Origin of the sequence: Bradyrhizobium sp. USDA 241 (assembly GCF_049739505.1) — a bacterium.
Lineage (GTDB): Bacteria > Pseudomonadota > Alphaproteobacteria > Rhizobiales > Xanthobacteraceae > Bradyrhizobium > Bradyrhizobium liaoningense.
Window position 1 is genome coordinate 570,061 of record NZ_JBMGPZ010000005.1, and the last position, 24,525, is coordinate 594,585.

General features: G+C 65.2%; 25 protein-coding genes and 1 pseudogene. 10 read left to right on the plus strand and 16 right to left on the minus strand.

Annotated features, from left to right (window positions below):
* Positions 1-12: 12 nt before the first annotated feature.
* The 8 genes from ABIF91_RS24530 to ABIF91_RS24565 form a co-directional block, all read right to left on the minus strand.
* Positions 13-213: a hypothetical protein gene (locus ABIF91_RS24530; RefSeq protein ID WP_028180992.1), complete on the minus strand. Its 201-nt coding sequence runs from the start codon at positions 211-213 to the stop codon at positions 13-15.
* Between the two features lie 294 nt (positions 214-507).
* Positions 508-2,649: a flagellar biosynthesis protein FlhA gene (flhA, locus tag ABIF91_RS24535; RefSeq protein ID WP_035677905.1), complete on the minus strand. Its 2,142-nt coding sequence runs from the start codon at positions 2,647-2,649 to the stop codon at positions 508-510.
* Between the two features lie 340 nt (positions 2,650-2,989).
* Positions 2,990-3,292 carry a copper-binding protein gene (locus ABIF91_RS24540; protein ID WP_028180994.1) on the minus strand — a complete coding sequence of 101 codons (303 nt, stop codon included), beginning with the start codon at positions 3,290-3,292 and terminating at the stop codon, positions 2,990-2,992.
* A gap of 15 nt (positions 3,293-3,307) precedes the next feature.
* Positions 3,308-3,763 carry a cupredoxin domain-containing protein gene (locus ABIF91_RS24545; protein ID WP_424579454.1) on the minus strand — a complete coding sequence of 152 codons (456 nt, stop codon included), beginning with the start codon at positions 3,761-3,763 and terminating at the stop codon, positions 3,308-3,310.
* A 32-nt stretch (positions 3,764-3,795) separates the two neighbouring features.
* The gene (locus ABIF91_RS24550) at positions 3,796-5,133 is read right to left on the minus strand and encodes a copper oxidase (protein WP_028180996.1); all 1,338 of its coding nucleotides are present in this window, start codon (positions 5,131-5,133) and stop codon (positions 3,796-3,798) included.
* A gap of 13 nt (positions 5,134-5,146) precedes the next feature.
* A complete protein-coding gene (locus tag ABIF91_RS24555; RefSeq protein ID WP_028180997.1) occupies positions 5,147-6,571 on the minus strand; it encodes a TolC family protein in 1,425 nt (474 codons plus the stop codon).
* Positions 6,572-6,580: 9 nt separating this feature from the next.
* Positions 6,581-6,865 (minus strand): hypothetical protein, encoded by a 285-nt coding sequence (locus ABIF91_RS24560; protein WP_028180998.1) that lies wholly within the window; start codon positions 6,863-6,865, stop codon positions 6,581-6,583.
* Between the two features lie 73 nt (positions 6,866-6,938).
* On the minus strand, positions 6,939-7,382 hold the full coding sequence (locus ABIF91_RS24565) for a hypothetical protein (protein ID WP_028180999.1): 444 nt from the start codon (positions 7,380-7,382) through the stop codon (positions 6,939-6,941).
* A gap of 149 nt (positions 7,383-7,531) precedes the next feature.
* Here ABIF91_RS24565 and ABIF91_RS24570 point away from each other — a divergent pair, with 149 nt between their 5' ends.
* Positions 7,532-8,797, plus strand: a complete 1,266-nt coding sequence (locus ABIF91_RS24570; protein WP_028181000.1) for an MFS transporter — start codon at positions 7,532-7,534, stop codon at positions 8,795-8,797.
* Positions 8,798-8,892: 95 nt separating this feature from the next.
* On the opposite strand, the gene cydX is transcribed toward ABIF91_RS24570, so the two are convergent.
* The 4 genes from cydX to ABIF91_RS24590 are packed head-to-tail and all read right to left on the minus strand — an operon-like array spanning position 8,893 to position 11,751.
* Positions 8,893-9,018, minus strand: coding sequence for a cytochrome bd-I oxidase subunit CydX (gene cydX / locus ABIF91_RS24575; protein WP_035677896.1), 126 nt, complete (start codon positions 9,016-9,018; stop codon positions 8,893-8,895).
* Positions 9,019-9,030: 12 nt separating this feature from the next.
* Complete coding sequence (cydB, locus tag ABIF91_RS24580) at positions 9,031-10,005, minus strand: cytochrome d ubiquinol oxidase subunit II (RefSeq protein ID WP_028181001.1); 975 nt, start codon at positions 10,003-10,005, stop codon at positions 9,031-9,033.
* Positions 10,006-10,018: 13 nt separating this feature from the next.
* A complete protein-coding gene (locus tag ABIF91_RS24585; RefSeq protein WP_028181002.1) occupies positions 10,019-11,575 on the minus strand; it encodes a cytochrome ubiquinol oxidase subunit I in 1,557 nt (518 codons plus the stop codon).
* A complete protein-coding gene (locus tag ABIF91_RS24590) occupies positions 11,572-11,751 on the minus strand; it encodes a hypothetical protein (RefSeq protein WP_028181003.1) in 180 nt (59 codons plus the stop codon). The genes ABIF91_RS24585 and ABIF91_RS24590 overlap by 4 nt, the downstream gene beginning before the upstream one ends.
* A gap of 184 nt (positions 11,752-11,935) precedes the next feature.
* Here ABIF91_RS24590 and ABIF91_RS24595 point away from each other — a divergent pair.
* A protein-coding gene (locus ABIF91_RS24595; RefSeq protein WP_424579455.1) for an IS5 family transposase occupies positions 11,936-12,734 on the plus strand; the annotation gives its coding sequence in 2 pieces (ribosomal slippage) (positions 11,936-12,252 and positions 12,251-12,734; 801 coding nt in all).
* Between the two features lie 230 nt (positions 12,735-12,964).
* Here the strand turns inward: ABIF91_RS24595 and ABIF91_RS24600 are convergent.
* Complete coding sequence (locus ABIF91_RS24600) at positions 12,965-13,624, minus strand: TetR/AcrR family transcriptional regulator (RefSeq protein WP_424579456.1); 660 nt, start codon at positions 13,622-13,624, stop codon at positions 12,965-12,967.
* Between the two features lie 251 nt (positions 13,625-13,875).
* On the opposite strand from ABIF91_RS24600, the gene ABIF91_RS24605 reads away from it, so the two are divergent.
* The 3 genes and pseudogenes from ABIF91_RS24605 (at position 13,876) to ABIF91_RS24615 (ending at position 17,678) form a co-directional block, all read left to right on the plus strand.
* Entirely contained in the window at positions 13,876-14,373 is a 498-nt protein-coding gene (locus ABIF91_RS24605) for a (2Fe-2S)-binding protein (protein ID WP_028180133.1), read from the plus strand.
* Positions 14,370-15,425, plus strand: coding sequence for an FAD binding domain-containing protein (locus ABIF91_RS24610; protein WP_028180134.1), 1,056 nt, complete (start codon positions 14,370-14,372; stop codon positions 15,423-15,425). The genes ABIF91_RS24605 and ABIF91_RS24610 overlap by 4 nt, the downstream gene beginning before the upstream one ends.
* Positions 15,418-17,678 (plus strand): annotated as a pseudogene (locus ABIF91_RS24615) (xanthine dehydrogenase family protein molybdopterin-binding subunit). Before ABIF91_RS24610 ends, ABIF91_RS24615 begins: the two are co-directional and overlap by 8 nt.
* Positions 17,679-17,723: 45 nt before the next feature.
* Here ABIF91_RS24615 and ABIF91_RS24620 read toward each other — a convergent pair.
* Positions 17,724-17,876, minus strand: a complete 153-nt coding sequence (locus tag ABIF91_RS24620) for a hypothetical protein (protein WP_196233521.1) — start codon at positions 17,874-17,876, stop codon at positions 17,724-17,726.
* Between the two features lie 185 nt (positions 17,877-18,061).
* Positions 18,062-18,610, minus strand: a complete 549-nt coding sequence (locus ABIF91_RS24625) for a cupin domain-containing protein (protein ID WP_028180135.1) — start codon at positions 18,608-18,610, stop codon at positions 18,062-18,064.
* 148 nt (positions 18,611-18,758) lie between these two features.
* Here ABIF91_RS24625 and ABIF91_RS24630 point away from each other — a divergent pair, with 148 nt between their 5' ends.
* Both ABIF91_RS24630 and ABIF91_RS24635 read left to right on the plus strand, forming a co-directional pair.
* Positions 18,759-20,087, plus strand: coding sequence for an aspartate aminotransferase family protein (locus ABIF91_RS24630; protein ID WP_035677937.1), 1,329 nt, complete (start codon positions 18,759-18,761; stop codon positions 20,085-20,087).
* A gap of 70 nt (positions 20,088-20,157) precedes the next feature.
* Positions 20,158-21,423, plus strand: a complete 1,266-nt coding sequence (locus ABIF91_RS24635; RefSeq protein WP_028180137.1) for a D-amino acid dehydrogenase — start codon at positions 20,158-20,160, stop codon at positions 21,421-21,423.
* 113 nt (positions 21,424-21,536) lie between these two features.
* Here ABIF91_RS24635 and ABIF91_RS24640 read toward each other — a convergent pair whose 3' ends face one another.
* Positions 21,537-22,175 (minus strand): helix-turn-helix domain-containing protein, encoded by a 639-nt coding sequence (locus tag ABIF91_RS24640; RefSeq protein ID WP_035677939.1) that lies wholly within the window; start codon positions 22,173-22,175, stop codon positions 21,537-21,539.
* 179 nt (positions 22,176-22,354) lie between these two features.
* Between ABIF91_RS24640 and ABIF91_RS24645 the strand changes: the two genes are divergently transcribed.
* The 3 genes from ABIF91_RS24645 to ABIF91_RS24655 are packed head-to-tail and all read left to right on the plus strand — an operon-like array spanning position 22,355 to position 24,519.
* Positions 22,355-23,113 (plus strand): ABC transporter substrate-binding protein, encoded by a 759-nt coding sequence (locus ABIF91_RS24645; protein WP_028180139.1) that lies wholly within the window; start codon positions 22,355-22,357, stop codon positions 23,111-23,113.
* 24 nt (positions 23,114-23,137) lie between these two features.
* Positions 23,138-23,791, plus strand: a complete 654-nt coding sequence (locus tag ABIF91_RS24650; RefSeq protein ID WP_035677941.1) for an amino acid ABC transporter permease — start codon at positions 23,138-23,140, stop codon at positions 23,789-23,791.
* On the plus strand, positions 23,788-24,519 hold the full coding sequence (locus tag ABIF91_RS24655; RefSeq protein ID WP_028180141.1) for an amino acid ABC transporter ATP-binding protein: 732 nt from the start codon (positions 23,788-23,790) through the stop codon (positions 24,517-24,519). Before ABIF91_RS24650 ends, ABIF91_RS24655 begins: the two co-directional genes overlap by 4 nt.
* Positions 24,520-24,525: the final 6 nt, after the last annotated feature.

The window sequence follows — 24,525 nt, forward strand, 5'->3', positions numbered from 1 at the left end:
CTCTAGATCTCCTTATCGAACAAGGGATGCGTCCGAACTGGTGACAATGACCGGCTTGCCGGCCTTGATGACGCGGGCGGTCTGGGTCAAACCTTCATCCGAACCCGAACGCGCCGTAATGCTGAGGCCTGCCACCGCGATCCCCGCGACAAGGGCCACGACCACGACTTTCAAGTGGGTCGAGCGATCTGCGCTGTAGATCGAGTGGTTCATGGAAGCCTCCTGCCGCCACCTACCCGAAGTAGTCGCCAGCCAGTTCAGGCAGGTTCATGCTTCCGGTGCCCAACAACCTAGTATTGGGGGGATTCGTTCCCAAGGGGCGGTCACAAGAGCGTGATAGGACGTGAAAGGTCGCGATCGAAAACGATCCTGGAGCGTGAGATTATATAATTATTTCAATGATGTAATGCGCCGATGGGGCACCCTGGCGGCATCTGGTCGACAAGGCGCCAGGAACTCAGAAACCATTTGCCTGTGGCTGAAAAACACACGGCTTCTTAAGGCAAATCAGATGCTTCCGACCGTTTTCAGCCTCGCCCTGGGGTGGATTTCTGCCTGCGACAGCACGGTCGTCTGGGCCCGGAACCGCTCCACCAGGGACCGGACGAACGGACGAATTGCCGCAGAGGTGACCAGCACCGGTGCTTCGCCCTCGCGGGCGGCGCGCTCGAACGCCTCGCGCACAGCGGTCATGAACTCCGACAGTTTCGAGGGCTGCATCGCGAGGCTGCGCTCCTCGCCCTGGCCGATGATGGATTCGGCAAAGGCCTGCTCCCACCGTGCCGACAGCGCGATCAGCGGCAGATAGCCGTTGTAGGAGGTGTTCTGCGCGCAGATCTGCCGCGCCAGACGCGCGCGGACGTGCTCGACCATGGTGGCGGGGTTGCGCGAGAAGGCGAGCGAATCGGCGATGCCTTCGAGGATGGTCGAGAGGTCGCGGATCGAGATGCGTTCGGCGAGCAGCAGTTGCAGCACGCGCTGGATGCCGGAGACCGTGACCTGTCCGGGAACGATGTCCTTGACCAGCTCGCTCTGCTCCTTCGGCAGCTCCTTGAGAAGCTTCTGCACCTCGCCATAGGAGAGCAGGTCCGACATGTTGGCCTTGAGCAGCTCGGTGAGGTGGGTCGAGAGCACGGTCGCTGCGTCGACCACGGTGTAGCCCTTGAGAGAGGCTTCCTCTTTGAGGCTGGCGTCGACCCAGGTCGCGGGCAGGCCGAAGGTCGGCTCGGTGGTGTGGATGCCGGGCACCTGTACCTGGCCGCCGCCGGGATCCATGACCATGAACTGGTTGGGCCAGATCTTGCCGGTGCCGGCGTCGACCTCCTTGATCTTGATGATGTAGGTGTTGGCCTCGAGCTGGACGTTGTCGAGGATGCGCACCGCCGGCATCACGAAACCCATCTCGATCGCGAGCGAACGGCGCAGCGCCTTGATCTGCTCGGTGAGGCGATCGGTGCCGTCGGGACCGTTGACCAGCGGCAGGAGCGCATAGCCGAGCTCGATCTTGAGGTCGTCGATCTTGAGTGCGGCCGAGATCGGCTCTTCGGTCGCAGCGGCCCCCGGCGCGCCGGGCTGACCTGCCGCGGGCGCGGCCTTGGCGGCTTCTTCGGCCCTGGCGGTGGCCCGGTTGCGGTTGCGGGCGTTCCAGGCCAGCGCGCCGGCGCCGGCGCCGAGCGCCAGGAACGGGAGGGTCGGAATGCCCGGCAGGGCCGCCAGCACCAGCATCACTGCCGAGGACATCGCCAGTGCCTGCGGATAGCCGGAGAACTGCTTCATCAGCGCCTTGTCGGCGGCGCCGGAGACGCCGGCCTTGGAGACGAGCAGGCCGGCCGCCGTCGAGACGATCAGCGCCGGCACCTGGGTGACGAGACCGTCACCGACGGTCAGGAGCGTGTAGGTGCGGCCGGCGTCGGCGAAGGACATGCCCTGCTGCGCCACACCGATGATGATGCCGCCGACCACGTTGATGAAGACGACCAGGAGGCCGGCGATGGCATCGCCGCGGACGAACTTGGAGGCACCATCCATCGCGCCGAAGAAGCCGCTCTCGTCCTCCAGCTCCTTGCGCCGCTCCTTGGCGACCTTCTCGTCGATCAGGCCGGCGGAGAGGTCGGCGTCGATCGCCATCTGCTTGCCGGGCATGGCGTCGAGGTGGAAGCGCGCGGCGACCTCGGCGATACGGCCCGAACCCTTGGTGATGACGACGAAGTTGACGATGATCAGGATGGCGAAGACGATGATGCCGATGACGAAATTGCCGCCCATCACGAAGTTGCCGAAGGCCTCGATGACGTGACCGGCGGCGGCCGTGCCCTCGTGCCCGTGCGACAGGATCAGGCGGGTCGAGGCCATGTTGAGCGACAGGCGCAGCATGGTCGAGATCAAGAGGATGGTCGGGAAGGCCGAGAATTCGAGCGGCGCCTGAATGAACAGCGACGTCATCAGGATCAGGATCGAGAGCGTGATCGAGATCGCCAGGAACAGGTCCAGCACGATCGCGGGCAGGGGAAGGATCAGCACCACCAGGATGGTGAGGACGCCGAGCGCCAGCGCGATGTCGCCGCGCTTGAGGATGTTGACGATCTCGTTGAGGGAGGGGATGCCGGGCTTCGCGCTGCCTACGCCCTGTCCCGCCGTGACGTCGACCATGGTAGCTGCCTCCCCGCGCGACTGCCGTCCGCGCGCCCCAAACGTCTGCGCGGCGGCCGATGGGCCGCCGTTCCGAAAGTGAGGCACCGCACTGGCGTCCACGGGAGCTCCCGTTCTACGCGGCTGACGACACTCGACTTCACCCGGCAATTCTTGCCGGGTGTATGGTTAGCAAAGGGTTAACGGAGGGTGGGAAGGGGGCGGGACAGGGTGTTTCGGTCCCCCAGGCTGTCATTCCGGGGCGCCCGAAGGGCGAACCCGGAATCCATCGGGCCGCAGGTGGTGTTGGGAAATGGATTCCGGGCTCGCGCCAAGGGGCGCGCCCCCGGAATGACAGAGCCTACTTCGCCTTCTGCATCTTCGTCACCGTGTACCCCGACGCCGCCTCCTCGGCCTCGAAGGTCACCTTGTCGCCGACCTTCACCTGCTTGAGCATGGCGGGGTCCTTGACGCGGTAGACCATGGTCATGGGCTCCTCCATGCCGAGGCTCTTCGCCGGTCCGTGCTTGAGCGTGATCTTGCCGGCGCCTTCGTCGATCTTCTTCACCTCGCCGCTGATCGCGGCGCCCTCGGCTGCGAGGGTCCCGGTCGCAAGGCCGACAGCAAGCGCGAGCGCAGCAGTGATACGCATGATGCGGTTCATGGGAGTCTCCATTGCTTACTTCACGGTGACCTGGCCGACCATGCCGTAGTCGCGATGGTCGGGAATCAGGCAGGAATATTCGAAGGTGCCGGGCTTGCTGAATTTCCAGAGGATCTCGGCCGTCTTGTTCGGCGCGAGCCGGACCCCGTTGGGATCGTCGTGCTCCATGTGCGGGTGCTTCTTCATCTCCACCGCATGCGCGAGATTTTCGTTAGGGGTGGCGAGCAGGAATTCGTGGTCCTCCTTGCCGACGTTGCGCAGCACGAAGCGGATCTGCTCACCGCGTTTGACCTCGATCCGGGCAGGTGTGTAGTCCATCTCGTTCATCAGGACCTCGATCGTGCGCGCGGGCTTCTTGAGATCGCCGGGTTCGCCGGCGGAAAAATTCCCGTGCCCGTGCTTGTCGTGAGCAAGGGCCGGCGCGGTCGAAAGCGCAGCCAGCGCGAGGCCGAGCCTGATAGTGGTCTTCATCGTGGTCTCCAGTTGTTCATTCATCGAAACGCTCACATCTTCATGTTCTTCATCGGCGGGCTGCCTGGTTTTTGCCGGGCAGGCTCTGCGGCCGGGGCCGTAACCTCGTAGGCGACGGTGCCTTGCGGGAATTTGTACGGCCCGGGATCGCGGTAATCGTCGCGCGCGAGGTCCTCGCGGATCTTCATCACCGTGAACATGCCGCCCATCTCGATCGGCCCGAACTGGCCGGTGCCGGTCATCATCGGCAGCGTGTTGTCGGGCGTCGGCATCTCCATGTTGCCCATCGCCATGCCGGTCGAGCCCATGGCCATGCCGTCAGGCGCAAGCTTGCCGACGGCCTTGGCGAGATCCTTGCGCGACACGCCGATGAGATTGCGCACGTCGTGTCCCATCGCGTTCATGGTGTGATGCGACTTGTGGCAGTGGAACGCCCAGTCGCCCGGATTGTCGGCGAGCACGTCGAACACCCTGACAGCGCCGACCGGGACGTCGGTGGTCGTCTCCGGGATCTGTGCGCTCTCCGGGATCCAGCCGCCGTCGGTGCAGGTGACCGCAAAGCTGTGGCCGTGCAGATGAATCGGATGGTTGGTCATGCTGAGATTGCCGATGCGCACGCGCACCTTGTCGCCGAGCCTGACCGGGAGCGGATCGATGCCGGGAAATACCCGCGCATTCCAGGTCCACATGTTGAAGTCGGTCATCTCGTTGACATGCGGCAGATAGGTGCCGGGGTCGACGCGATAGGTGCTCATCACGAAGACGAAGTCGCGGTCGACGGGCCGGAAGCTTTGGTCGCGCGGATGCACGACGACCATGCCCATCATGCCCATCGCCATCTGCACCATCTCGTCGGAATGTGGGTGGTACATGAAGGTCCCGCTCTTCTTCATCTCGAATTCGTAGACGAAGGTCTTGCCCGGCTGGATGTGCGGCTGGGTTAGCCCGCCGACGCCGTCCATCCCGCTCGGAATGATCATGCCGTGCCAGTGCACGGTGGTGTATTCGGGCAGCCTGTTGGTGACGAAGATGCGGAGCTTGTCGCCCTCGACGGTTTCGATGGTCGGGCCCGGCGATTGCCCGTTGTAGCCCCACAAATTCACCTTCATGCCCTCGGCGAATTCGCGCACCACGGGTTCGGCGACGAGATGGAATTCCTTCCAGTCGCCGTTCATGCGGAACGGCAGCGACCAGCCGTTGAGCGTGACCACGGGGCGATAGTCGGGACCGCTGGTCGGATGCAGCGGCGGCTGCATCACCACCTTGTCCATGGTGGGTGCTTCCGGAATCGAAGCGGCCTGGACGCGGCCGCTGATGGCCGACGCGCCGGCAAGCGCGGCGGTCCCCAGGAATCCTCGGCGGGAAAACATGCTGGCCTCCATCTCAGTGGCCGCCGCCGGCAGGCGCTGCCGCGGCGATGGTGGTTGGATTGTCGCCGCCGGCCACCGGCACGCCGCCGCCGTTGACGGCAGTCTGCAAATCGGCCTGGGCAAGAAAAAATCGTTGCCTGGCGTCGATCGCGCCGCGCAGCGACGCCAGGCGCTGTCGCGCCTCGGTGAGCAGCGCGAAAATGTCGACCTGCATGCTGGAGAAGCGCAGCCGCATCTCCTCGGTGATGATCTTCCGCAGGGGGATGATTTCGCGCTGGTAATGGCCGGCGATGTCGTAGGTGGAGCGATAGACACGATAGGCATCGCGCGCCTCGGAGCGCACATTCACGGCGCGCTCGGTCAGGCGGTTGAAGGCGAGATTGTAGGTTTCGGTGGCCTGCCGCACCCGCACCTCGCCGCCGTCAAAGATCGGGATCTGGAACTGCACGTCGAAGCCGCGTTCGCGGAAGGGCGGCCCTTCCGGATCCTGGGTGCGGCGGGAGATGCCGGCGAGATCGAGCAGCGTCACGAAGCGCGTTGCCTCGGTGAGGTTCAGGGCCTTCGCCAGCGCGGCCAGCTCCAGCCGTGCGATCTGCAGGTCGATACGGTGCGCCACCGCGTCGGCCTCGATCGAGGGCAAGGCCTGCGGCCGACGCGGCAGCGCCGGCAGTCGATCAGGCAGGCGGAAGTCGAGACCGTCGTCCCACAGCCCCATCAGGCGCGCCAGCCTTTCGCGCGCGCTCGCCGCCGCCTGGCGCGCCGTTGCGAGGTCGGCGGTGGTTTCGGCATAAAACACCTGCTCGCGGGCCTGGTCGAGCTTATTGAGCGAGCCGGTCTCGCCAAGCTTGACCGCGAGCTGCGCGGTCGATTCCGCCGTCGCCTTCGCGTCGGTCAGCAGCGCCACCATCTCGTTGCCGGCAACAGTGCGGACATAGGCGCGGCGGACGTCGGCCGCGAGCCGCAGCGTCGCCAGGGCAGCGCGCAGCTGCGCTCCGCGGAAGCGGTCGCGGGCGATGTCGGAGCGGAACGGCAGGGTGGCCAGCGCGAGAATGTCGCCGACCACCTGGCGCTCGATCTCGCTGGCGCCGTTGCCTGATATCCGCGAGATCGCGAACACGGGATTGGGCGGCAGGCTCTGCTCGACGAGATCGGTCTCGGCCAGCGCCAGCTCGTTAAAGGCGGCTTGCAGTCCCTTGTTGTTGAGCAGCGCGATCTGCACGGCGGTCTCGGCGCTGAGTGTCCGCGACAGCAGCTGGCGCACGCGCGCGTCGACCGCGTCGGCGCCCTCGGCCGTTCGCACGAAGGCGACGTCCTTGTTGATGGTCTGGCTTGTCAGATCCGCGACAGCGATCATCCCGCTGTCGGGCGAGAACGCGGCGCAGCCGGAAACGCTGAGCGCGATGAGGACGAGCAGGCCCCGCGCAAGATGGCGTGTCATGGCGCGCTCCTACCGGTCTTGCTTCGGTTGCGGCGTCACCGCGTCGTTGCGGCCACGCCATGGCGCCGGCGTTGCAGGGCGCAGGCTGGTATAGGGCGCAATGGTCGAGCGATAGCCGATGTGCGCCACCTTCGCCGCCGGATCGGCGGGATCGGCGCTGGCGATACGTGTCGTTGCAGGCATGCAGCCGGACAGCGCAAACGCAGCAAAGGCCAGCAGCAGCCCATTGAATCGGCACTGTCGTCCACCCACCGCAGATGCGGCGGCGGACTTCGCTCCGGAAAGCGTCAACATGATTCATCCCTGATCTGGAGACCACAGGTTCGTGCGCGCAAAAGCGCGCTCGGCCCGAAATCGTCGCGTCAGATCAGGCGATGGGGGGGCGGTAGTGCAGGGGCGGCGCCGCGCTGTGAAGGCTGGCCACGAGCTCGGGCGCGCAGGCGGAGACGGGCAGCAGGGGCTTGGCGACGCTGGGCAGGTCGGCGGGCAGCGCGCTCACGCACATCATCGCGCAGCACGGTCCCACTGTTCCCGTGCCGCCGTGATGATGCGGAGCCGGCGCGTCCTGCGCGGCCGTCTGGGGGTGAGCGTGGGTTCCCGCGTGTTCGTGCGAGGCATCGCCATGCAGATGGCTCGTCGGCATCTGGTGATGTGCCGGCACGTGATCTGCGAGGAGTGCGTCGTCAAGGCACGGTGCAGCGCCATCGCCCCAGGCAAGCGCCGCAGCGGGCGCGAGCACGCAGAACAAGTAGGCGAGGGCGATGATCCGCCCCACCCTGATCCGCATCGATCGCGTCAATCGCAGCAACATCCGCCGGCATGCTCTCCGCGCGGCAAAGTGCACACGCGGATTGCAAACTAGTGGCAAATTGCGCGGTCGCCAAGCTCCTTCTTACCGCAGTGCACCGCGCATGCCCAATATCACGGCACAATGCTTGACCCTGTGGCGATCCGCGGGCCATGGTCCGGCCCGTGCACGCGCCAAATCCTCCAGGACAGACGCCTCAATCATTCAGCCCTGATTCCCGTCAGGCCTGGATGCGGCTGATCATTGCGCTGCTGATCGGCTCGATCGGCGCCGTCGGCATGTGGGCAGTCGTGGTCGTGATTCCCGTGGTGCAGGCCGAATTCGGTGCCACGCGCGGCGCGGTGTCGCTGGCTTTCACCCTCATGATGTTCGGCTTCGGGCTTGGCGGGGTGATCGCCGGCAAGATCACCGACCGGTTCGGCATCGTGCCGGCGATGGCGATCAGCATCGCCTTTCTCGGCGTCGCCAACGTGCTCGCGGGCCTGTCGAGCCAGCTCTGGCAGTTCGTGGCGGCCTACTTCCTCATCGGGCTCGGCACCGCGGCGACCTTCGCCCCGTTGATGGCGGAGGCCTCGCACTGGTTCGAGCGCTATCGCGGGCTGGCGGTGACGATCGTCGCCAGCGGCAATTATGTCGCGGGCGCGATGTGGCCGCCGATCGTGAACTGGGGCACGCAGGAGATCGGCTGGCGCTACACCCATATCGGCATCGGCATGGTCTGCGCCTGCACGATGACGCTCCTGGTCCTCGTGCTGCGCGCACAGATGGGCAACGACAAGGTTCGCGATCACGCCAATGCGCCGCCGCCGCAAGTCGATCTTAAGCTCTCGACCAACACGCTGACGGTGCTGCTCTCGATCGCATCGATCGCCTGCTGCGTGGCGATGGCGATGCCGCAGGTGCATATCGTCGCCTATTGCGGCGATCTCGGCTATGGCGCGGCGCGTGGGGCCGAGATGCTGTCCTTGATGATGGCCTGCGGCATCGTCAGCCGGATCGGCTCGGGCTATCTCGCCGACAAGATCGGCGGCATCCGCACGCTGCTGGTCGGATCGCTGGCGCAGGGTTTTGCGCTGGTGTTCTATCTGTTCTTCGACAGCCTGACCTCGCTGTATCTGATCTCCGCGATGTTCGGCCTGTTCCAGGGCGGCATCGTGCCGAGCTACGCCATCATCGTGCGTGAGGCGATGCCGGCGAGCGAGGCGGCGACGCGCGTCGGCATCGTGATCTTTGCGTCCGTGTTCGGCATGTCCTTCGGCGGCTGGGTGTCGGGGGTCATCTTCGATGCCACCGGATCCTACGCCGCGGCGTTCGCGAACGGCGTGGCGTGGAATGCGCTGAACATCGGCATCGTCGTGCTGCTGCTGATCCGCTCGCGGATGGGCTCGACGAAGACCGGTCCCGGTTTCGCGACCTAGGCCTTCCGTCCCAAACGTTGCCGGCTGCGTCGATCGGAGCCGCCGGCGCGAAGGTTCGACGAACCGGCACGGACGGCTGTGTGCGGGTGTCCGCTTCAGTTATGGTGTCCGGTGTCGGTATCGCCGAGTTCCCGCTGCGTGTTGGCCTCGAACCACAGCGCATTGAGGATGGCGAAGGTCCCTGCGAAGGCGACACCGAGAATCCACGAGAAGTACCACATTGTCGTCTCCAGCTAGTACACCGTCGAATGCCTGTCGTCCTTGACGAACGCTTCGTTGATCGGTCCGCGCAGCACGTTATAGACCCAGGCGGTGTAGAGCATGATCATGGGCAGGAAGATCACCGTTGCCGCGAGCATGATCCGCAGCGTCAGGAGACTCGACGACGTGTCCCAGACGGTGAGGCTGGCGCTGGGATCGAGCGATGACGGCAGCATGAACGGCCAGGCACCGGCCTCCTTCGTAACCGTCTTCAGCAACGGGTTGGACGGGCCGTCATGGGGAATGGGCTGAGCGATCGAATAGCCCTCGATGCCGTAGGCCACCCAGATGCCGGCGACGATGAACAGTGCGACCGCTGCCAATGCGGCCATCCGCCCGATGCGCATGCCCCGCGCGACCAGCGGACCTTCGGCCTTGAGGGCCAGGTAGTTGGCGCCGTGCAGGGTGAGCATGGCGACGCTGATCAGCCCGCAAACCAGCGCGAACGGATTGAGCAGGCCGAGCAAGGTGCCTTCGTAGGTCATTCGCAGCGTGTCGTCGAAGCGGAAGGGAACGCCGACGATGACGTTGCCGAATGCGACGCCGAAGATGAGCGCTGGCACCAGGCCCGCGACGAAGAACGCGACATCCCAGGTTGCGCGCCATCGCACGTCGTCGAGCTTGCTGCGGAACTTGAACGCGACCGGACGCAGGATCAGTGCAGCTAGCACCAGGAACATCGCAAGATAGAACCCCGAGAAAGCCGTGGCATAGAGCAACGGCCAGGCCGCGAAAATGGCGCCGCCGTCGAGGATCAACCAGACCTGATTCCCCTCCCAGACGGGGCCGACCGTGTTGATCACGATGCGGCGCTCGACGTCCGACCTGGCCACGAAGGGAAGCAGGATCGCGACGCCGAAGTCGAAGCCGTCCATGACGGCAATGCCGATCAACAGAATCCCGAGCAGTGCCCACCAGATCAGTCGCATGGTTTCGTAGTCGAACATGGCGGTGATGCTCCTATTCGGCAGCGGCAAGACGAACGGTCGGCTCGGTGCGGGGCGCCTGGGGCCCGGCCTTGGCCGTCTTCACCATCAGAAAGACGTCGACGACCGCAAGGGTCGAATAGAACACCACGAAGCCAATCAGGGTGGTCCAGACGTTGGCGGCCGAAAGGTTGGACACCGCCAGGAAGGTCGGAAGCACGCCCTCGATGACCCATGGCTGCCGTCCCACCTCGGCGACGATCCAGCCGAGCTCAGCCGCTATCCAGGGCAGCGGCAGGCTGAGCAGCGCCGCCCACAGGAAGAGGCGGTACCGATCGAGCCGCCGTTTGCTGGCGAGCACGAAGGCGACCGCGAACAGGGCGATGAAATAGAAGCCGAGCCCGACCATGAAGCGGAAGCTCCAGAACAGCGGAGACACCGCCGGCACGGTGCTCCACGCCGCCTGCGCGATCTCCTCCGGCGTCGCATTGCGGACGTCGGGACGGATCTTCTTGAGCAGCAGAGCGTGGCCGAGATCCGCCGCCGTCGCATCCAGACGGGCCTTCTCGGTTACGCTGGATGGATCGGCACGGAGCTTCTCGAGCGCGTCGTAGGCGACGAGGCCGTTCTTGATCCGTTGCTCGGCCTGCGCGACGAGCTCCTTGATGCCCGGCACCTCCTTGTCCTGGGATCGCGTCGCGATCAATCCGAGCACCCAGGGGATCTTCACCTCGTATTCGGTGGTGTGCTTTTCGAGATTGGGGAATCCGAACAGCGTAAAGGATGCCGGCGCGGGCTCCGTTTCCCACATCGCCTCGATCGCCGCGATCTTCATCTTCTGGTTTTCGCCGGCCGTGTATCCGCTCTCGTCGCCGAGAACGACGACGGACAGGGCGGAGGCAAGGCCGAAGCTGGCCGCCACGGTCATCGAGCGCTTGGCGAACTCGACATGTCGTCCCTTGAGCAGGTAGTAGGCCGAGATCGAGAGCACGAACATCGATCCGGTGACGTAGCCGGCACTGACGGTATGAACGAACTTGGCCTGTGCGACCGGGTTGAACAGCACCTCCATGAAGCTCGTCACTTCCATTCGCATGGTTGCCGGATTGAACTCGGCGCCGACCGGATACTGCATCCAGCCGTTGGCGATCAGGATCCACAATGCCGAAATGTTCGAGCCGAGCGCGACGAGCCAGGTGACGGTGAGATGCTGCAGGGCGCTCAGCTTCTCCCATCCGAAGAAGAAAAGACCGATGAAGGTGGCCTCCAGGAAGAAGGCCATCAGCCCTTCGATTGCGAGCGGGGCTCCGAAGATGTCGCCGACATAGTGACTGTAATAGGCCCAGTTCATGCCGAACTGGAATTCCATGGTGATGCCGGTGGCAACACCCATCGCGAAGTTGATCCCGAACAGGAGGCCCCAGAACTTCGTCATCTCCTTCCAGATCGCGCGTCCGGTCATCACGTAGACGCTCTCCATCACCCCGAGCAGAATCGAGAGTCCGAGCGTCAGAGGAACGAAAAGGAAATGATACAGCGCGGTCAGGCCGAATTGCAGCCGTGAAAGCGACACGACGTCCAGCGATGTCATTGCGTGCGTCCTTGATTGGCGGAGTTCGTGGGGTCGAGAAACTGGCGGTCGAGGGCGCTGGCGTCGATCCGAGGGCGCTTGCTCGGTGCGAACACGAAAATCGCGGCTCCAAGGATGACCGCGATCTTGATCGTGAGTACGATCGTAAGGCTACGTCTCAGACCGGATGCGGCCATGAGTCATTCGTCCAGCTTGAAGCACGCATGGCTCTGGTCCATGCGGCCGACCACGGTGGAAGATCCAAGCGGGGTCCATTTCAAAGAGACCGATAGATCTCCTGAGAGCCTGACCGAAAAAGGGTGAGCGGTTTTGGCGGGCCTGTGATTCCTTCGGATTTGCAAAGATTCGAGGGAGGACACCATGCCGTGGACCAAAGCCGCTCGTCTCCAGTATCAGCGCAGTGGGCTGCGTTACACAAGTGATCTGACCGATGCAGAATGGGCGTTGATCGCCCGGAAGATGCCGCCGCGCCGGCGATTGGGCCGGCCGCGGGAGGTCGACCTACGCGAGATCGTGCAGGCAATCTTCTATATTCTGTCGAGCGGCTGCCAATGGCGAGCCTTGCCGAAGGAGTTCCCGCCATACTCGACGGTGCAGGGCTATTTTTACGCTTGGCGCGACACGGGTAGATGGCAGGAGATCGTCGAAGCCTTGGTTCGGAAGGCGCGTGACAGCTGCCGTCATCGATAGTCAGACGGCCTCGACAACGGAGGCCGGCGGGCCGCGTGGATTCGACGCCGGCAAGCGTCTCCATGGGCGCAAGCGCCATATCGTGACCGACACCAACGGCTTTCTGCTGGCTGCATATGTTCATCCCGCCAACATTCAGGACGTCCATGGTGCCGTTCCCCTGTTGGAGGACTTGCGAGGCCGCTTCCCAAGGCTTGAGCATGTCTTTGCCGACCGGATCTATCGCGGCAAACAGCTTGTCAACGCACTCTCCGGCTGTGGGCCGTGGACGATCGAGATCGTTGAGCGATCGCTCGGAGTCAAAGGCTTCCAGCTCCTGCCCAGGCGCTGGGTCGTCGAGCGTACCTTTGCATGGCTCGGCAGATGCCGGCGCCTGTCCAAAGACTTCGAAGGCTCGGCCGTCACCGAGCTCGCATGGCTGCTCATCGCCCATCTGAGGGGCCTAATTCGCCGACTGGCCAGACCTTGAAAGCGTTCTTGCGCTTTTTGAGTCAGGTTCTGAGGTGGGCGTCGCTTGATCGAGCGCAAAACGCTTCTTCACGTCGGTGTGAGACACTCGTGCGAGGAGATGCGCGGCTCAACAGGACAAATTGTCCAACTAAAGCACGATGCGATTAGGATGAATCGTCATCGCGCTTCAGGTTGTTGTTTAAGCATGATCTTTTCGGAAAACCGCTCTGCACTTTTCCGGATCATGCTTCAGCGCTCGCGCTTCGACTTGCGGTTGGCCGTCTTGGCTGACAAAGACCGAGAGCCGGCCGCGCGCGCCTTGGTCTTGACGCCGGGCCGCATTCGCAGACCGTCGACGAACACGTCGAGCATCCGCAGCACCGAGGATTGCCAGCCGGGCTGGTCGTGCATGTAGCACATGCCGACGAGCGTCCGCAGCAGATCCTCCGGGCTGATATCTCCGCGCATCTGGCCCGCCGCGACCGCGCGGTCGAGCAGCGAGCCGATCGCCTTGGTCAGCCGGTCCATGGAGAAAGCCGCGAGCTCGGATGAGCTCTGGAACGTCAGCGCCAGCGCGGCCGACATGCCCTTCTTGGTGGCGACGAATTCGACGTTGGAGCGCAGCCAGCGACGCAGCGCGTCCACCGGGTCCTTGGCGTACTTCAATTGCTCGGCGAGCTCGCTGAGCTGCTCGACCTCGCGCCGGTACACCGCCTCGAACAGATCCTCGCGCGTCGGGAAATGCCGGTAGAGCGTGCCGATGCCGACGCCGGCGCGCTTTGCGACGGCCTCCAGGCTCGCCTCGGGCCCGCCGGCGTTGAGCACGGCCTTCGCGGCCTCGAGCACGCGTTCGCGATTGCGCACGGCATCGGCGCGGGGCTTGCGGATTTGGTCGGCGTGGTCGTCCATGGCGGCAATGTAGATCACGAATTGGTTAGATTGAACCCTCGTCGAACCCAAAAGGGCCGCATCGCGTTGGTGGCGCAAGGGCTTTTGACGAATTCCAAATATTTGCGGGCGACCCTTGTTAAACGGAGGGCGCCTCCGTATCTTCGCTCCAGCGTCGGCCCGCATCGTGTCCGGGCGGCGCGGTATCGACGGCGGCCACGGAGGTGGCGCGCTGCACGATGACTCATGTCCATATCTGATCGGAGCCTTGTATGAACCACTCCATCAGCCTCACCGTGAACGGTGCGCGGCGCGATTTCGTCCTCGACGATCCACGCGTCACGCTGCTCGATCTCCTGCGTGAGCGCCTCCATCTGACCGGAACCAAGAAGGGATGCGACCGCGGTCAGTGCGGCGCCTGCACCATCCTCGTCGATGGCAAGCGCATCAATTCCTGCCTCGCGCTCGCCATCAGCCACGACGGCGCCGACATCCTCACCATCGAAGGCGTCGCGCGCGGCGACGAGCTTCATCCCGTGCAGGCCGCCTTCATCGCCCATGACGGTTTTCAATGCGGCTTCTGCACGCCCGGCCAGGTCATGAGCGCCATCGGCATGATGAGCGAGGCGCAGGCCGGCAACGATCCCGAACGCATCCGCGAATGCATGAGCGGCAATCTCTGCCGCTGTGGCGCCTATGCCGGCATCGTCGATGCGGTGCTGGAGGCGCAAGGACATATGGACGAATCCAATCAGAGGCGCTCCGCATGAAGCCGTTCGATTATGTCAGGCCCGCCACGGTCGCAGAGGCCGTTGCCGCCGCCGCTCTGCCGGGCGCTGTTTTTCTTGCCGCCGGCACCAACCTGCTCGATCTGATGAAGGGCGGCGTCAGCCGTCCGGACCGCCTGGTCGACGTCACGCATCTCGATGGCCTCGATCAGATCGAGCGTCTCGCCGACGGCAGTGTGCGTATCGGCGCACTCGTCAGCAACGCCGATCTCGCGCACGATGCGGACTTCGCAAGGTCCTATCCCGCCGTCGCCGAGGCCCTGCTCTCCGGCGCGTCGGCTCAGTTGCGCAATGCCGCAACCGTCGGCGGCAATCTGCTGCAGCGGACACGCTGCGCGTATTTCTATGATACCGCCGGCCGCTGCAACAAGCGCGAGGCCGGCAGCGGCTGCGACGCTCGCGACGGCGAGAACCGCAGCCATGCCGTGCTCGGCTGGAGCGAGAACTGCATCGCCACGCATCCGTCCGACTTTTGTGTACCGCTGGTCGCGCTCGACGCCGTCGTCGAGATCGAGGGCAGGGGCGGCCGGCGTGAGATCGCGCTGGATCAACTGCATCGCCTGCCCGACGATACGCCCGAGCGTGACTCCGTGCTTGAACCCGGAGACCTCATCGTCGCCGTGCGTCTGCCGCCCGCCGCGCGCGGCTTTGCCGCGCACGCGCGCTACCTCAAGGTCCGCGAGCGCACGTCCTATGCTTTCGCCGTGGTATCGGCCACGGCTGCGCTGCGGATCGAGAACGGCAGGATCGCTGAAGCGCGGCTTGCGCTCGGCGGCGTCGCCGCAAAGCCCTGGCGCGCCCGTGCCGCGGAGGACGTGCTCAGGAACGTTGCGCCAACGGCCGACGTGTTCCAGGAGGCGGCCTGGCGGGCGCTCGCCGACGCAAAACCGTCCGGCGACAATGCCTTCAAGATCGAGCTTGCGCGCCGCATCGTCGTGCGCGCGCTGCTACTCGCCGCCGCCGGCACGCCTGCGCGTATCCCCGCGCTGCCGGCTTCTCCCTTTGCCGCGACTTCCGGAGCCATCCATGCCTGAGCTCAACCTGACCAGCGCGCCCGCCCATCTGCGGCACGGCTCGAACATCGGCCAGCCGCTGACCCGTCGTGACGGCGTCCTCAAGGTCACGGGGCGGGCGACCTATGCCGCCGACAATCATCCGCCCGGGATGCTGTTCGCGGTGGTGGCCGTCTCGAGTGTTGCGCGCGGCCGCGTGGCCTCGCTCGACGTCGCCGCCGCAAAGCGCCATCCCGGCGTCGTCGACGTCATGACGCCCGACCACAGGCCGCAGCTCGCGATCGATCCGGAGATCAAGACCAATCCGTTCGTGTTCCGGATGGAAGCGTTGCAGAGCAACGAAGTCCGTTACGCCAACCAGCCCATCGCGGTCGTGATCGCGGAAACGCTGGAGGCCGCAACGGAAGGCGCGGCGCTGCTGGCGCCTCGCTACGAGACCCTGCCTCCGCTGGTCGGCCTCGATGCCGGCGAGAGCTTCGTGCCGCCGGTCGTTGGTGTCGGTAACCCCGCGGAGCATCACCACGGCGACATCGAGGCGGGGCTCGCCTCAGCCGCGAAGCTGATCGACGCGACTTACGAGACGCCGCCGCAATATCACAACGCGATGGAGCCGCATGCGATCGTGGTTCAATGGGATGGCGACAGGCTCTCCGTGGACATGCCGACTCAAGGTCTGATGCTGTCGCTGGCGCGCATTGCCGAACTGTTCGGCATCGCGCACGACAAGATCCACATTCGCAGTCCCTTCCTCGGGGGCGGCTTCGGCTCCAAGGGGCTGATGGGCGGTCCGCCGGTTCTCGGTATCATGGCAGCGAAGCTGGTGGGCAAGCCGGTCAAGCTCGTGCTGCGCCGCGAGCAGATGTATGGCCCGGTCGGCCATCGCGCGCCGACGCGCCAGCGCCTGCGCATCGGCGCCGATGGCGAGGGGCGTCTGACCGCGCTCGATCACCATGCGCGGACCGTGTCGAGCACCTTCGACGATTTCTACGAGCCTGCCGCCGATGCGTCGCACACGCTCTATGCGGCGCCCGCGATCCGCACCTCGCACGATGCCGTGCGCGTCAACACCGGCACGCCGCTGTTCATGCGCGCGCCGGGCGAAGCGACGGGTTCGATCGCGCTCGAGAGCGCGATCGACGAGATGGCCTGGGCCTGCGGCATGGATCCGCTGGCCTTCCGCCTGAAGAACTACGCCGAGGTCGAGCCGATCACCGGAAAGCCGTTCTCTTCAAAAGCGCTGCGGGCCTGTTACGAGCAGGGCGCGGCGCGCTTCGGCTGGGCGAAGCGTTCGCTCCGGCCGCGGCAGATGCGCGACGATGCCGGCCTCCTGGTCGGTTGGGGCATGGGCACGGCGACTTTCCCGGCGCTGATGTTCCAGGCGGAAGCGCGGGCGGTGATCCGCCGCGACGGCTCCGGCGTGATGGAGATCGGCGCGCACGACATGGGGCAGGGCGCCTGGACGGCGCTCGCCCAGATCGCGGCCGACGGTCTCGGCCTCGATGTCGACCGCGTGGAGTTCAAGGCGGGGACATCCGACCTGCCGGATGCCGGCATTGCCGGTGGCTCGGCGCACACGGCCACCGCCGGTGCCGCGATCCACAGTGCCGGAGCGGCCGTGATTGCCAGGCTTGCCGATCTCGCCACCAATGACGAACGCTCGCCGCTGTTCGGTGCCGGCAATGCCGGCGTGATCGCGCGCGATGGCAAGCTGATCCGTCGTGACGACGAGAGCCGCGGCGAGAGCTATCCCGAGATCCTTGCGCGCGCCGGCGTCGCCGAGGTCGAGGCGCGCGGCACCGGCGCGCCGAACCCTGCCGCGATGGAGGAATATGCGATGCACGCCCACGGCGCGGTGTTCGCGGAAGTGAAGGTCGATCCCGATCTCGGCCAGGTCCGCGTCACCCGCATGGTCGGTGCCTTCGCGGCCGGAGTATCGTCAATCCGCGCATGGGGCAGAGCCAGCTGTTCGGCGGCATGATCTGGGGCATGTCGTTCGCGCTGCACGAGGAGGCCATCACCGACCGGCGCAGCGGACGGATCATGAATGCCAATCTCGGCGAGTACCACATCCCGGTGAATGCCGACGTGCCGCCGCTCGACGTCATCACGGTCGAGGAGCACGATCCGCATGTGAACGCGCTCGGCATCAAGGGCGTCGGCGAGATCGGCATCACCGGCAGTGCCGGCGCGGTCGCCAACGCGGTCTGGCACGCGACCGGCGTGCGCGTCCGCCGCTTTCCGATCCGGATCGAGGAGTTGCTGACGCAGCTTTGAGGCAAAAAAGAACGGGGCGAGATCTTCTCGCCCCGCCGCGCCTCGTCAATGCAGCTTTTTCCGGAGCGCCTTCAGCGCCTCTCGCTGCATCGCGATGTATTCGGCGATGGCCTTGCGCAGCTCGCGCGAATGGAGCTTGTAGGCGTCGCGCTGGACTTCGTCGAGCGCGGCTTCTGCATTGGCGAGCGTGATCTTCATCTGCGAGCCCTGTTACGAAGCGGCCCCGGTGTGCCTGGAACTCCGGGCGATAACCTCAGCACCTTTGGCGCCAGGCTGCTCGGCTACGGTTCGCAATATATAGCGGTGCGGCCCGGGGAAATTGAGATGGCTCAAGCTCCGTAAGAAACCGGTGACCCCGTAGGAGTCCGGATATTGACCGCGCTTCAAAACGTCGGCGGCGTGCAGGCCGAGATCACCTCGCAGGGCTTGCCGCCGACGCAGCGGAAGCGATGTGGGCGGCGGCTCTCGAAATAATAGGCATCGCCCGGGTTGAGGATGCGGCGCTCGTCCTCGACGGTGACCTCGAGCTTGCCCGAGATCACGATGCCGCCTTCCTCGCCCTCATGGACGAGATGCACGCGGCCGGTGTCGCTGCCCGGTTCGTAGCGCTCCTTCAGGATCTGCAGGCTGCGACCGAACAGATTGTCGCCGACCTGCCGGTAGGAGATCGGCTTCTTGCCGACCTCCGTCAGCTCCTCGGCACGGTAGAAGATCTTGCGCCTCGACTCCGGCTCCAGGGCGAAGAACTCGGCGAGCCCCATCGGGATGCCGTCGAGGATGCGCTTGAGCGCGCCGACCGAAGGGTTCATCTGGTTGGATTCGATCAGCGAGATCGTCGAATTGGTGACGCCGGCGCGCTTGGCCAGCTCGCGCTGCGACAGCTTGTGGCGCGCCCGGATGAATCGCAGCCGTCCACCGATGTCGACGCTCATGCCCCTGGCCCCTGTTGCAGGTGTTGCGGATCGCGCAAATATGGACCGGAGGGGGTAGTCAGATCAATGGCTTGCAGGTCGCCAGAAAAGGACTTGTTGCGGTTTCGAAACCGTGTCTCAGCTATTGGGTCAGCAAAGGAGCGCGGCCGTGACCCTTCATCAGATTCCGAACACCATCAAGACCGATTCGTACTGGATGCCGTTCACGGCCAACCGGCAGTTCAAGAAGTCGCCGCGTCTGTTCTCCTCGGCCGAGGGCATGTACTACACCAGCGTCGACGGCCGCCAGGTGATCGACGGCTCCGCCGGCCTCTGGTGCGTCAATGCCGGCCACGGCCGCAAGCAGATCGCCGCCGCCGTCGAGCGGCAGCTGATGACGCTGGACTTCGCGCCGTCGTTCCAGATGGGCCATCCGCTGGCGTTCGACTTCGCTGAGCGGCTCGCCGAGGTCGCGCCTGATGGCCTCGACCGCGTCTTCTTCACCAACTCTGGCTCCGAGTCGGTCGACACCGCGCTGAAGATTGCGCTCGCCTATCACCGCGCCAACGGCCAGGCGAGCCGCACCCGCCTGATCGGCCGCGAGCGCGGCTATCACGGCGTCGGCTTCGGCGGTACGTCGGTCGGCGGCATGGTCGCCAACCGCCGCGCTTTCACCACCCTCCTGCCGGGCGTCGATCACATCCGCCACACCCATGATCTCACCCGCAACGCCTTCGCCAAGGACCTGCCCGAGCATGGCGCCGAGCTCGCCGACGATCTCGAGCGTCTGGTCGCGCTGCACGGCGCGGAGACGATCGCCGCCGTCATCGTCGAGCCGGTTCCGGGCTCGACCGCGGTGCTGCCGCCGCCGAAGAACTATCTGCAGCGCCTGCGCGCGATCTGCGACAAGCACGGCATCCTGCTGATCTTCGATGAGGTCATCACCGGCTTCGGCCGCCTCGGCACGCCGTTCGCCGCGAACTTCTTCGGCGTCACGCCGGACCTGATGACGACCGCCAAGGGTATCACCAACGGGACCGTGCCCTGCGGCGCGGTGTTCGCCAGCCGCAAGATCTACGACGGCATGATGAACGGCCCGGAGAACCAGATCGAGCTGTTCCACGGCTACACCTATTCGGCGCATCCGGTGGCGTGTGCCGCCGGCATCGCGACCCTCGACATCTACAAGGACGAGGGCCTGCTCACGCGCGGTGCCTCGCTCGCCGAATACTGGCGCGATGCGCTGCATTCGCTGAAGGGCCTGCCGAACGTCGTCGACATCCGCAATTGCGGCCTGATGGGTGCGGTCGAGCTGGCACCGCGGGACGGCGTGGTCGGTGCGCGCGGCTACGACATGCTGGTCGATTGCTTCAACAACGGCCTCTATCTTCGCACCGGCGGCGACTCCGTTGCGATGTCGCCCCCGCTCATCGTCGAGAAGAGCCACATCGACCAGATGGTCTCGATTCTCGGCGACGCCATCAAGCGGGTGGCCTGATAATTGCTCTCGCCGTTGCGAGTTGTTTCCTTGCAGCGGCGAGCGTGATGCCGCGGGAGTTTGACGAAGCGTGAAAGTTCTGATCCTCGGCAGCGGTGTCATCGGTGTCACCTCTGCCTACTACCTCGCTCGTGCCGGCCATGACGTGACGGTCGTCGACCGCCAGCCGGAGCCGGCACTGGAGACCTCTTTCGCCAATGCCGGCGAGGTGTCGCCCGGCTATTCCTCGCCCTGGGCCGGCCCCGGTGTGCCGGTGAAGGCGGTCAAGTGGCTCTTGATGAAGCACGGCCCGCTGGTGATCCGGCCGAAGCTCGATCCCGTGATGTGGGTCTGGCTGCTCAAGATGCTGCGCAACTGCACCAGCGCGCGCTACGCGGTCAACAAGAGCCGGATGATTCCGATCGCGGAATACAGCCGCGATTGCCTGCGCGACCTGCGCCGCGACATCGGCATCCAATATGACGATCGCGCGCAGGGGACGCTGCAGCTTTTTCGATACCAGGCCCAGCTCGACGGCACGGCTGAGGACATCGCTGTGCTCAAGCAATATGGCGTTCCCTTCGAGGTGCTGAGCCGCGAGGGCTGCATCGCGGTCGAGCCGGCGCTCGGCGGCGTGAAGGAGAAGTTCGTCGGCGGCCTTCGCCTGCCTCAGGACGAGACCGGCGACTGCCACATGTTCACGCAGTCGCTCGCCAAGCACGCCCAGGCGCTCGGCGTGCGCTTCATGTTCAACACCGGCATCGATCGCATCGTCACCGAGGGCGCCCGCGTCAGCGGCGTCGCGACCAGCGCCGGCCTGTTGCAGGCGGACGCTTACGTGCTCGCGCTCGGCAGCTGGTCGTCGCGGCTCGTCGCGCCGCTCGGCATCTCGCTGCCAGTCTATCCCGTGAAGGGCTATTCGCTCACGGTGCCGATCAAGGACGCCTCCGGCGCGCCGGAATCGACAGTGATGGACGAGAGCTACAAGGTCGCGATCACGCGCCTCGGCGATCGCATCCGCGTCGGCGGCACCGCCGAAATCTCGGGCTTCTCGGACAAGCTCTACGATGCGCGCCGCGCCACGCTCGATCATTCGCTGACGGACCTGTTCCCGCGCGGCGGCGATCTCGCCAAGGCGACGTTCTGGAGCGGCCTGCGCCCGATGACGCCGGACGGCCCGCCCGTGATCGGCCCGACGCAATACGCCAATCTCCACCTCAACACCGGCCACGGCACGCTGGGCTGGACCATGTCCTGCGGCTCGGGACGCGTGCTCGCCGACATGCTGTCGGGCAAGAAGCCGGAGATCGACGTCAGTGCGCTGACGGTGGATCGGTACAATCATCGGTTCGGGTGATTGACGCTGTCATTCCGGGGCGATGCGAAGCATCGAACCCGGAATCTCGAGATTCTCAGGTGCGCAATTGCGCACCATAGTTCCGGCGCCCCGGAATGACGGAAAATCAGGCGCTATCCCGCCCCCGTCACGCAATTCACCCACAGCACCACCGACTTCGCATCGTTCGCCGGATTTGAAAACCGGTGCGGCCTTCGGCTCGCGAAGCGAAAACTGTCACCCGTCTTGAGCGACCAGGTCTCGCTGTCCACCGTCAGCATCATCGCGCCTTCGAGCACGAGGCCGGCTTCTTCACCGTCATGCGTGTAGAGTTCGTCGCCGGTTGAGCCGCCGGGCTCCAGATGCACCAGGAACAGGTTGAGCTTGTTGTCGGCGCTGGCCGGGCTCAGCAACTGTTTTGACACGCCGGTGCGCCAGAGCTTCAACTCCGGCCGTTGCAGGCCGCGCGTCACCACCTGGTCGGATGCGCCGTCGGCGCTCGGGCTGGCGCCGAACAGAGCGGCGATGCCGACGCCGAGCACGTCGGCGAGCGTTGCCAGCACGCGCAGCGACGGCGACGACAGCCCGCGCTCGATCTGGCTGAGAAAACCGATCGACAGGTCCGTGCGCGCAGCAACCGTCTCCAGCGAGAATTGCCTGACCCGCCGGAGATCCCTGATGCGGCGGCCGACGGCGACGTCCATCGCAGGCTCGGCCGGCTTGGCGACGGCTTTCACCTTCCTGGCCGGCTTTGCGGCGGCCGGTTTGCGCATTCTTTTGCCACCGCTCACGTCAAACCGCTTCCTTCATGTGCATGAAAACCGCTTGCATCGTCCGTGAAAGTATGACCAAATTTTCATATTGGTGAAAATAGGCCGAAATGGCTTGGCTCGCAACGTCTGATCACGACATGCGCGAGCGCCGCCACCGGCCGGGCCCAAAGGGGGATGCGATGAAGCGTTTTGGTCTGGCCGCGATCGCGGCGCTCGCAATTGCAACCGCGGTGCCGGCTTCGGCGCAACAGGTGCTGAAGGTTGGCTCGACGCCGACGGGCATTCCCTTCACCTTTCTCGACACCAAGACCAACACCATCCAGGGCATCATGGTCGATCTCATCACCGAAGTCGGCAAGGATGCCGGCTTCAACGTGCAGATCGAGCCGATGCAGTTCTCGGCCCTGATCCCGTCGCTGACCTCGAGCAAGATCGACATCATTGCGGCTGCGATGTTCATCACGCCGCCGCGCAAGGAGGTCGTCGACTTCTCCGACCCGATCTACAGCTACGGCGAGGGTCTCGTGGTGCCGAAGACCGACACCAAAGCCTATGCCACGCAGGAGGATCTGAAGGGCGAGACGGTCGGCGCCCAGGTCGGCACCGCCTTTGTCGACGCGCTGAAAAAATCCGGCCTGTTCGCCGAGGTGAAGGCCTACGACACCATTCCCGACATCCTGCGCGACGTGAATACCGGGCGCCTCAAGGCCGGCTACGCCGACTATCCGATCCTCGCCTACAATCTGAAGCAGGGCGGCTTCCCCGAGGTGCGCCTCGTCGACGGCTACAAGCCGGTCACGGTCGGCTCGGTCGGCATCGGCGTGCGCAAGGGCGAGACCGCGCTGCTCGGCAAGATCAACGCCTCGCTCGCGAAGCTCAAGGCCAACGGCACCATCGACAAGATCCTCGATAAATGGGGCCTGAAGGCCCAGGGCTGATAACGGCTCACCGAAGGCTGCCCGATGAAAGGCTTCTGGCACGACGCCGTCGAGTTCTTTCCGATCCTGATGAGCGGCGTCGCGCTGACGATCGTCGTCACGATCGGCTCGCTGCTGCTCTCGACGGTGCTCGGCCTCGTCTGGGCGATGATGCGCGTCTCCGGCATCAAGGCGCTGTCGATGCTCAGCGCCAGCCTGATCAACGTGATCCGCGGCATCCCGATCATCGTGCTGTTGTTCTACCTCTACTTCGTGATGCCCGATCTCGGCGTCACGTTGTCGGCCTTGCAGGCCGCGATCCTCGGGCTCGGCATCGCCTATTCGGCCTACCAGGCGGAAAACTTCCGCGCCGGCATCGAGGCGATCGACAAGGGCCAGATCGAGGCGGCGCAGTCGATCGGCATGGGCTGGTGGCTCACCATGCGGCGCGTGGTGTTGCCGCAGGCCGTGCGCATCGTGCTGCCGCCTTACGGCAACGTCATGATCATGATGCTCAAGGACTCTTCACAGGCTTCGACCATCACGGTCGCCGAGCTCGCGCTGCAAGGCAAGCTGATCGCCTCGTCGACCTTCAAGAACACCAGTGTGTTCACGCTGGTGGCGCTGATGTATCTCACCATGAGCATCCCGCTGATCCTGCTGGTCCGTCACTTCGAAAAGCGGGCCGGCAAGCGATGATCGAGCTGAGCGACGTCCACAAGAGCTTCGGCAAGGTCGAAGTGCTCAAGGGCATCACGGCCTCCGTCCAGAAGGGCGAGGTGGTCTGCATTATCGGCCCCTCCGGCTCCGGCAAGTCCACCATCTTGCGCTGCATCAACGGACTGGAGAGCTATGACCGTGGCGAGATCAGCGTCGAAGGGCTGAAGGTCGACCGCGACGCGCCGTCGATCGTGGACATTCGCACCCAGGTCTCGATGGTGTTTCAGCGCTTCAATCTGTTCCCACACCGTACGGCGCTGGAGAACGTGGTCGAGGGACCACTCTACGTGAAGAAAGAGTCGCGCGCGCAGGCGCTCGAGCGCGGCCGCGCGCTGCTCGCCCAGGTCGGGCTCGCGGAAAAGGCCGATGCGCATCCGCCGCAGCTCTCCGGCGGCCAGCAGCAGCGCGTCGCGATCGCGCGGGCGCTCGCGATGCAGCCCAAGGCCATCCTGTTCGACGAGCCGACCTCGGCACTCGATCCCGAGCTCGTCGGCGACGTGCTCGGCGTCATGCGCAAGCTCGCCGACGACGGCATGACCATGGTCGTCGTCACCCACGAGATGGGCTTTGCCCGCGACGTCGCCGACCGCGTGCTGTTCATCGACGGCGGCGTCATCGTCGAGCAGGGGCCAGCCAAGGCGCTGCTCAACCAGCCCCAGCATCCGCGCACGCAGGATTTCCTGCGCCGCGTGCTGCATCCGCTCTGATCGGTC

Excerpts from the sequence above, each read along its gene's own strand:
- ABIF91_RS24555 (WP_028180997.1), bottom strand. The coding sequence starts at position 6,571 with ATGACACGCCATCTTGCGCGGGGCCTGCTCGTCCTCATCGCGCTCAGC.
- ABIF91_RS24625 (WP_028180135.1), bottom strand. The coding sequence starts at position 18,610 with ATGAGCGTCGACATCGGTGGACGGCTGCGATTCATCCGGGCGCGCCAC.
- ABIF91_RS24645 (WP_028180139.1), top strand. The coding sequence starts at position 22,355 with ATGAAGCGTTTTGGTCTGGCCGCGATCGCGGCGCTCGCAATTGCAACC.
- ABIF91_RS24600 (WP_424579456.1), bottom strand. The coding sequence starts at position 13,624 with ATGGACGACCACGCCGACCAAATCCGCAAGCCCCGCGCCGATGCCGTG.
- ABIF91_RS24540 (WP_028180994.1), bottom strand. The coding sequence starts at position 3,292 with ATGAACCGCATCATGCGTATCACTGCTGCGCTCGCGCTTGCTGTCGGC.
- ABIF91_RS24620 (WP_196233521.1), bottom strand. The coding sequence starts at position 17,876 with ATGAAGATCACGCTCGCCAATGCAGAAGCCGCGCTCGACGAAGTCCAG.
- ABIF91_RS24530 (WP_028180992.1), bottom strand. The coding sequence starts at position 213 with ATGAACCACTCGATCTACAGCGCAGATCGCTCGACCCACTTGAAAGTC.
- cydB (WP_028181001.1), bottom strand. The coding sequence starts at position 10,005 with ATGTTCGACTACGAAACCATGCGACTGATCTGGTGGGCACTGCTCGGG.
- ABIF91_RS24545 (WP_424579454.1), bottom strand. The coding sequence starts at position 3,763 with ATGAAGACCACTATCAGGCTCGGCCTCGCGCTGGCTGCGCTTTCGACC.
- ABIF91_RS24560 (WP_028180998.1), bottom strand. The coding sequence starts at position 6,865 with ATGTTGACGCTTTCCGGAGCGAAGTCCGCCGCCGCATCTGCGGTGGGT.
- ABIF91_RS24570 (WP_028181000.1), top strand. The coding sequence starts at position 7,532 with ATGGTCCGGCCCGTGCACGCGCCAAATCCTCCAGGACAGACGCCTCAA.
- ABIF91_RS24640 (WP_035677939.1), bottom strand. The coding sequence starts at position 22,175 with ATGCGCAAACCGGCCGCCGCAAAGCCGGCCAGGAAGGTGAAAGCCGTC.
- ABIF91_RS24610 (WP_028180134.1), top strand. The coding sequence starts at position 14,370 with ATGAAGCCGTTCGATTATGTCAGGCCCGCCACGGTCGCAGAGGCCGTT.
- ABIF91_RS24585 (WP_028181002.1), bottom strand. The coding sequence starts at position 11,575 with ATGACATCGCTGGACGTCGTGTCGCTTTCACGGCTGCAATTCGGCCTG.
- ABIF91_RS24655 (WP_028180141.1), top strand. The coding sequence starts at position 23,788 with ATGATCGAGCTGAGCGACGTCCACAAGAGCTTCGGCAAGGTCGAAGTG.
- ABIF91_RS24590 (WP_028181003.1), bottom strand. The coding sequence starts at position 11,751 with ATGGCCGCATCCGGTCTGAGACGTAGCCTTACGATCGTACTCACGATC.
- ABIF91_RS24650 (WP_035677941.1), top strand. The coding sequence starts at position 23,138 with ATGAAAGGCTTCTGGCACGACGCCGTCGAGTTCTTTCCGATCCTGATG.
- flhA (WP_035677905.1), bottom strand. The coding sequence starts at position 2,649 with ATGGTCGACGTCACGGCGGGACAGGGCGTAGGCAGCGCGAAGCCCGGC.
- ABIF91_RS24605 (WP_028180133.1), top strand. The coding sequence starts at position 13,876 with ATGAACCACTCCATCAGCCTCACCGTGAACGGTGCGCGGCGCGATTTC.
- ABIF91_RS24550 (WP_028180996.1), bottom strand. The coding sequence starts at position 5,133 with ATGTTTTCCCGCCGAGGATTCCTGGGGACCGCCGCGCTTGCCGGCGCG.
- ABIF91_RS24565 (WP_028180999.1), bottom strand. The coding sequence starts at position 7,382 with ATGTTGCTGCGATTGACGCGATCGATGCGGATCAGGGTGGGGCGGATC.
- cydX (WP_035677896.1), bottom strand. The coding sequence starts at position 9,018 with ATGTGGTACTTCTCGTGGATTCTCGGTGTCGCCTTCGCAGGGACCTTC.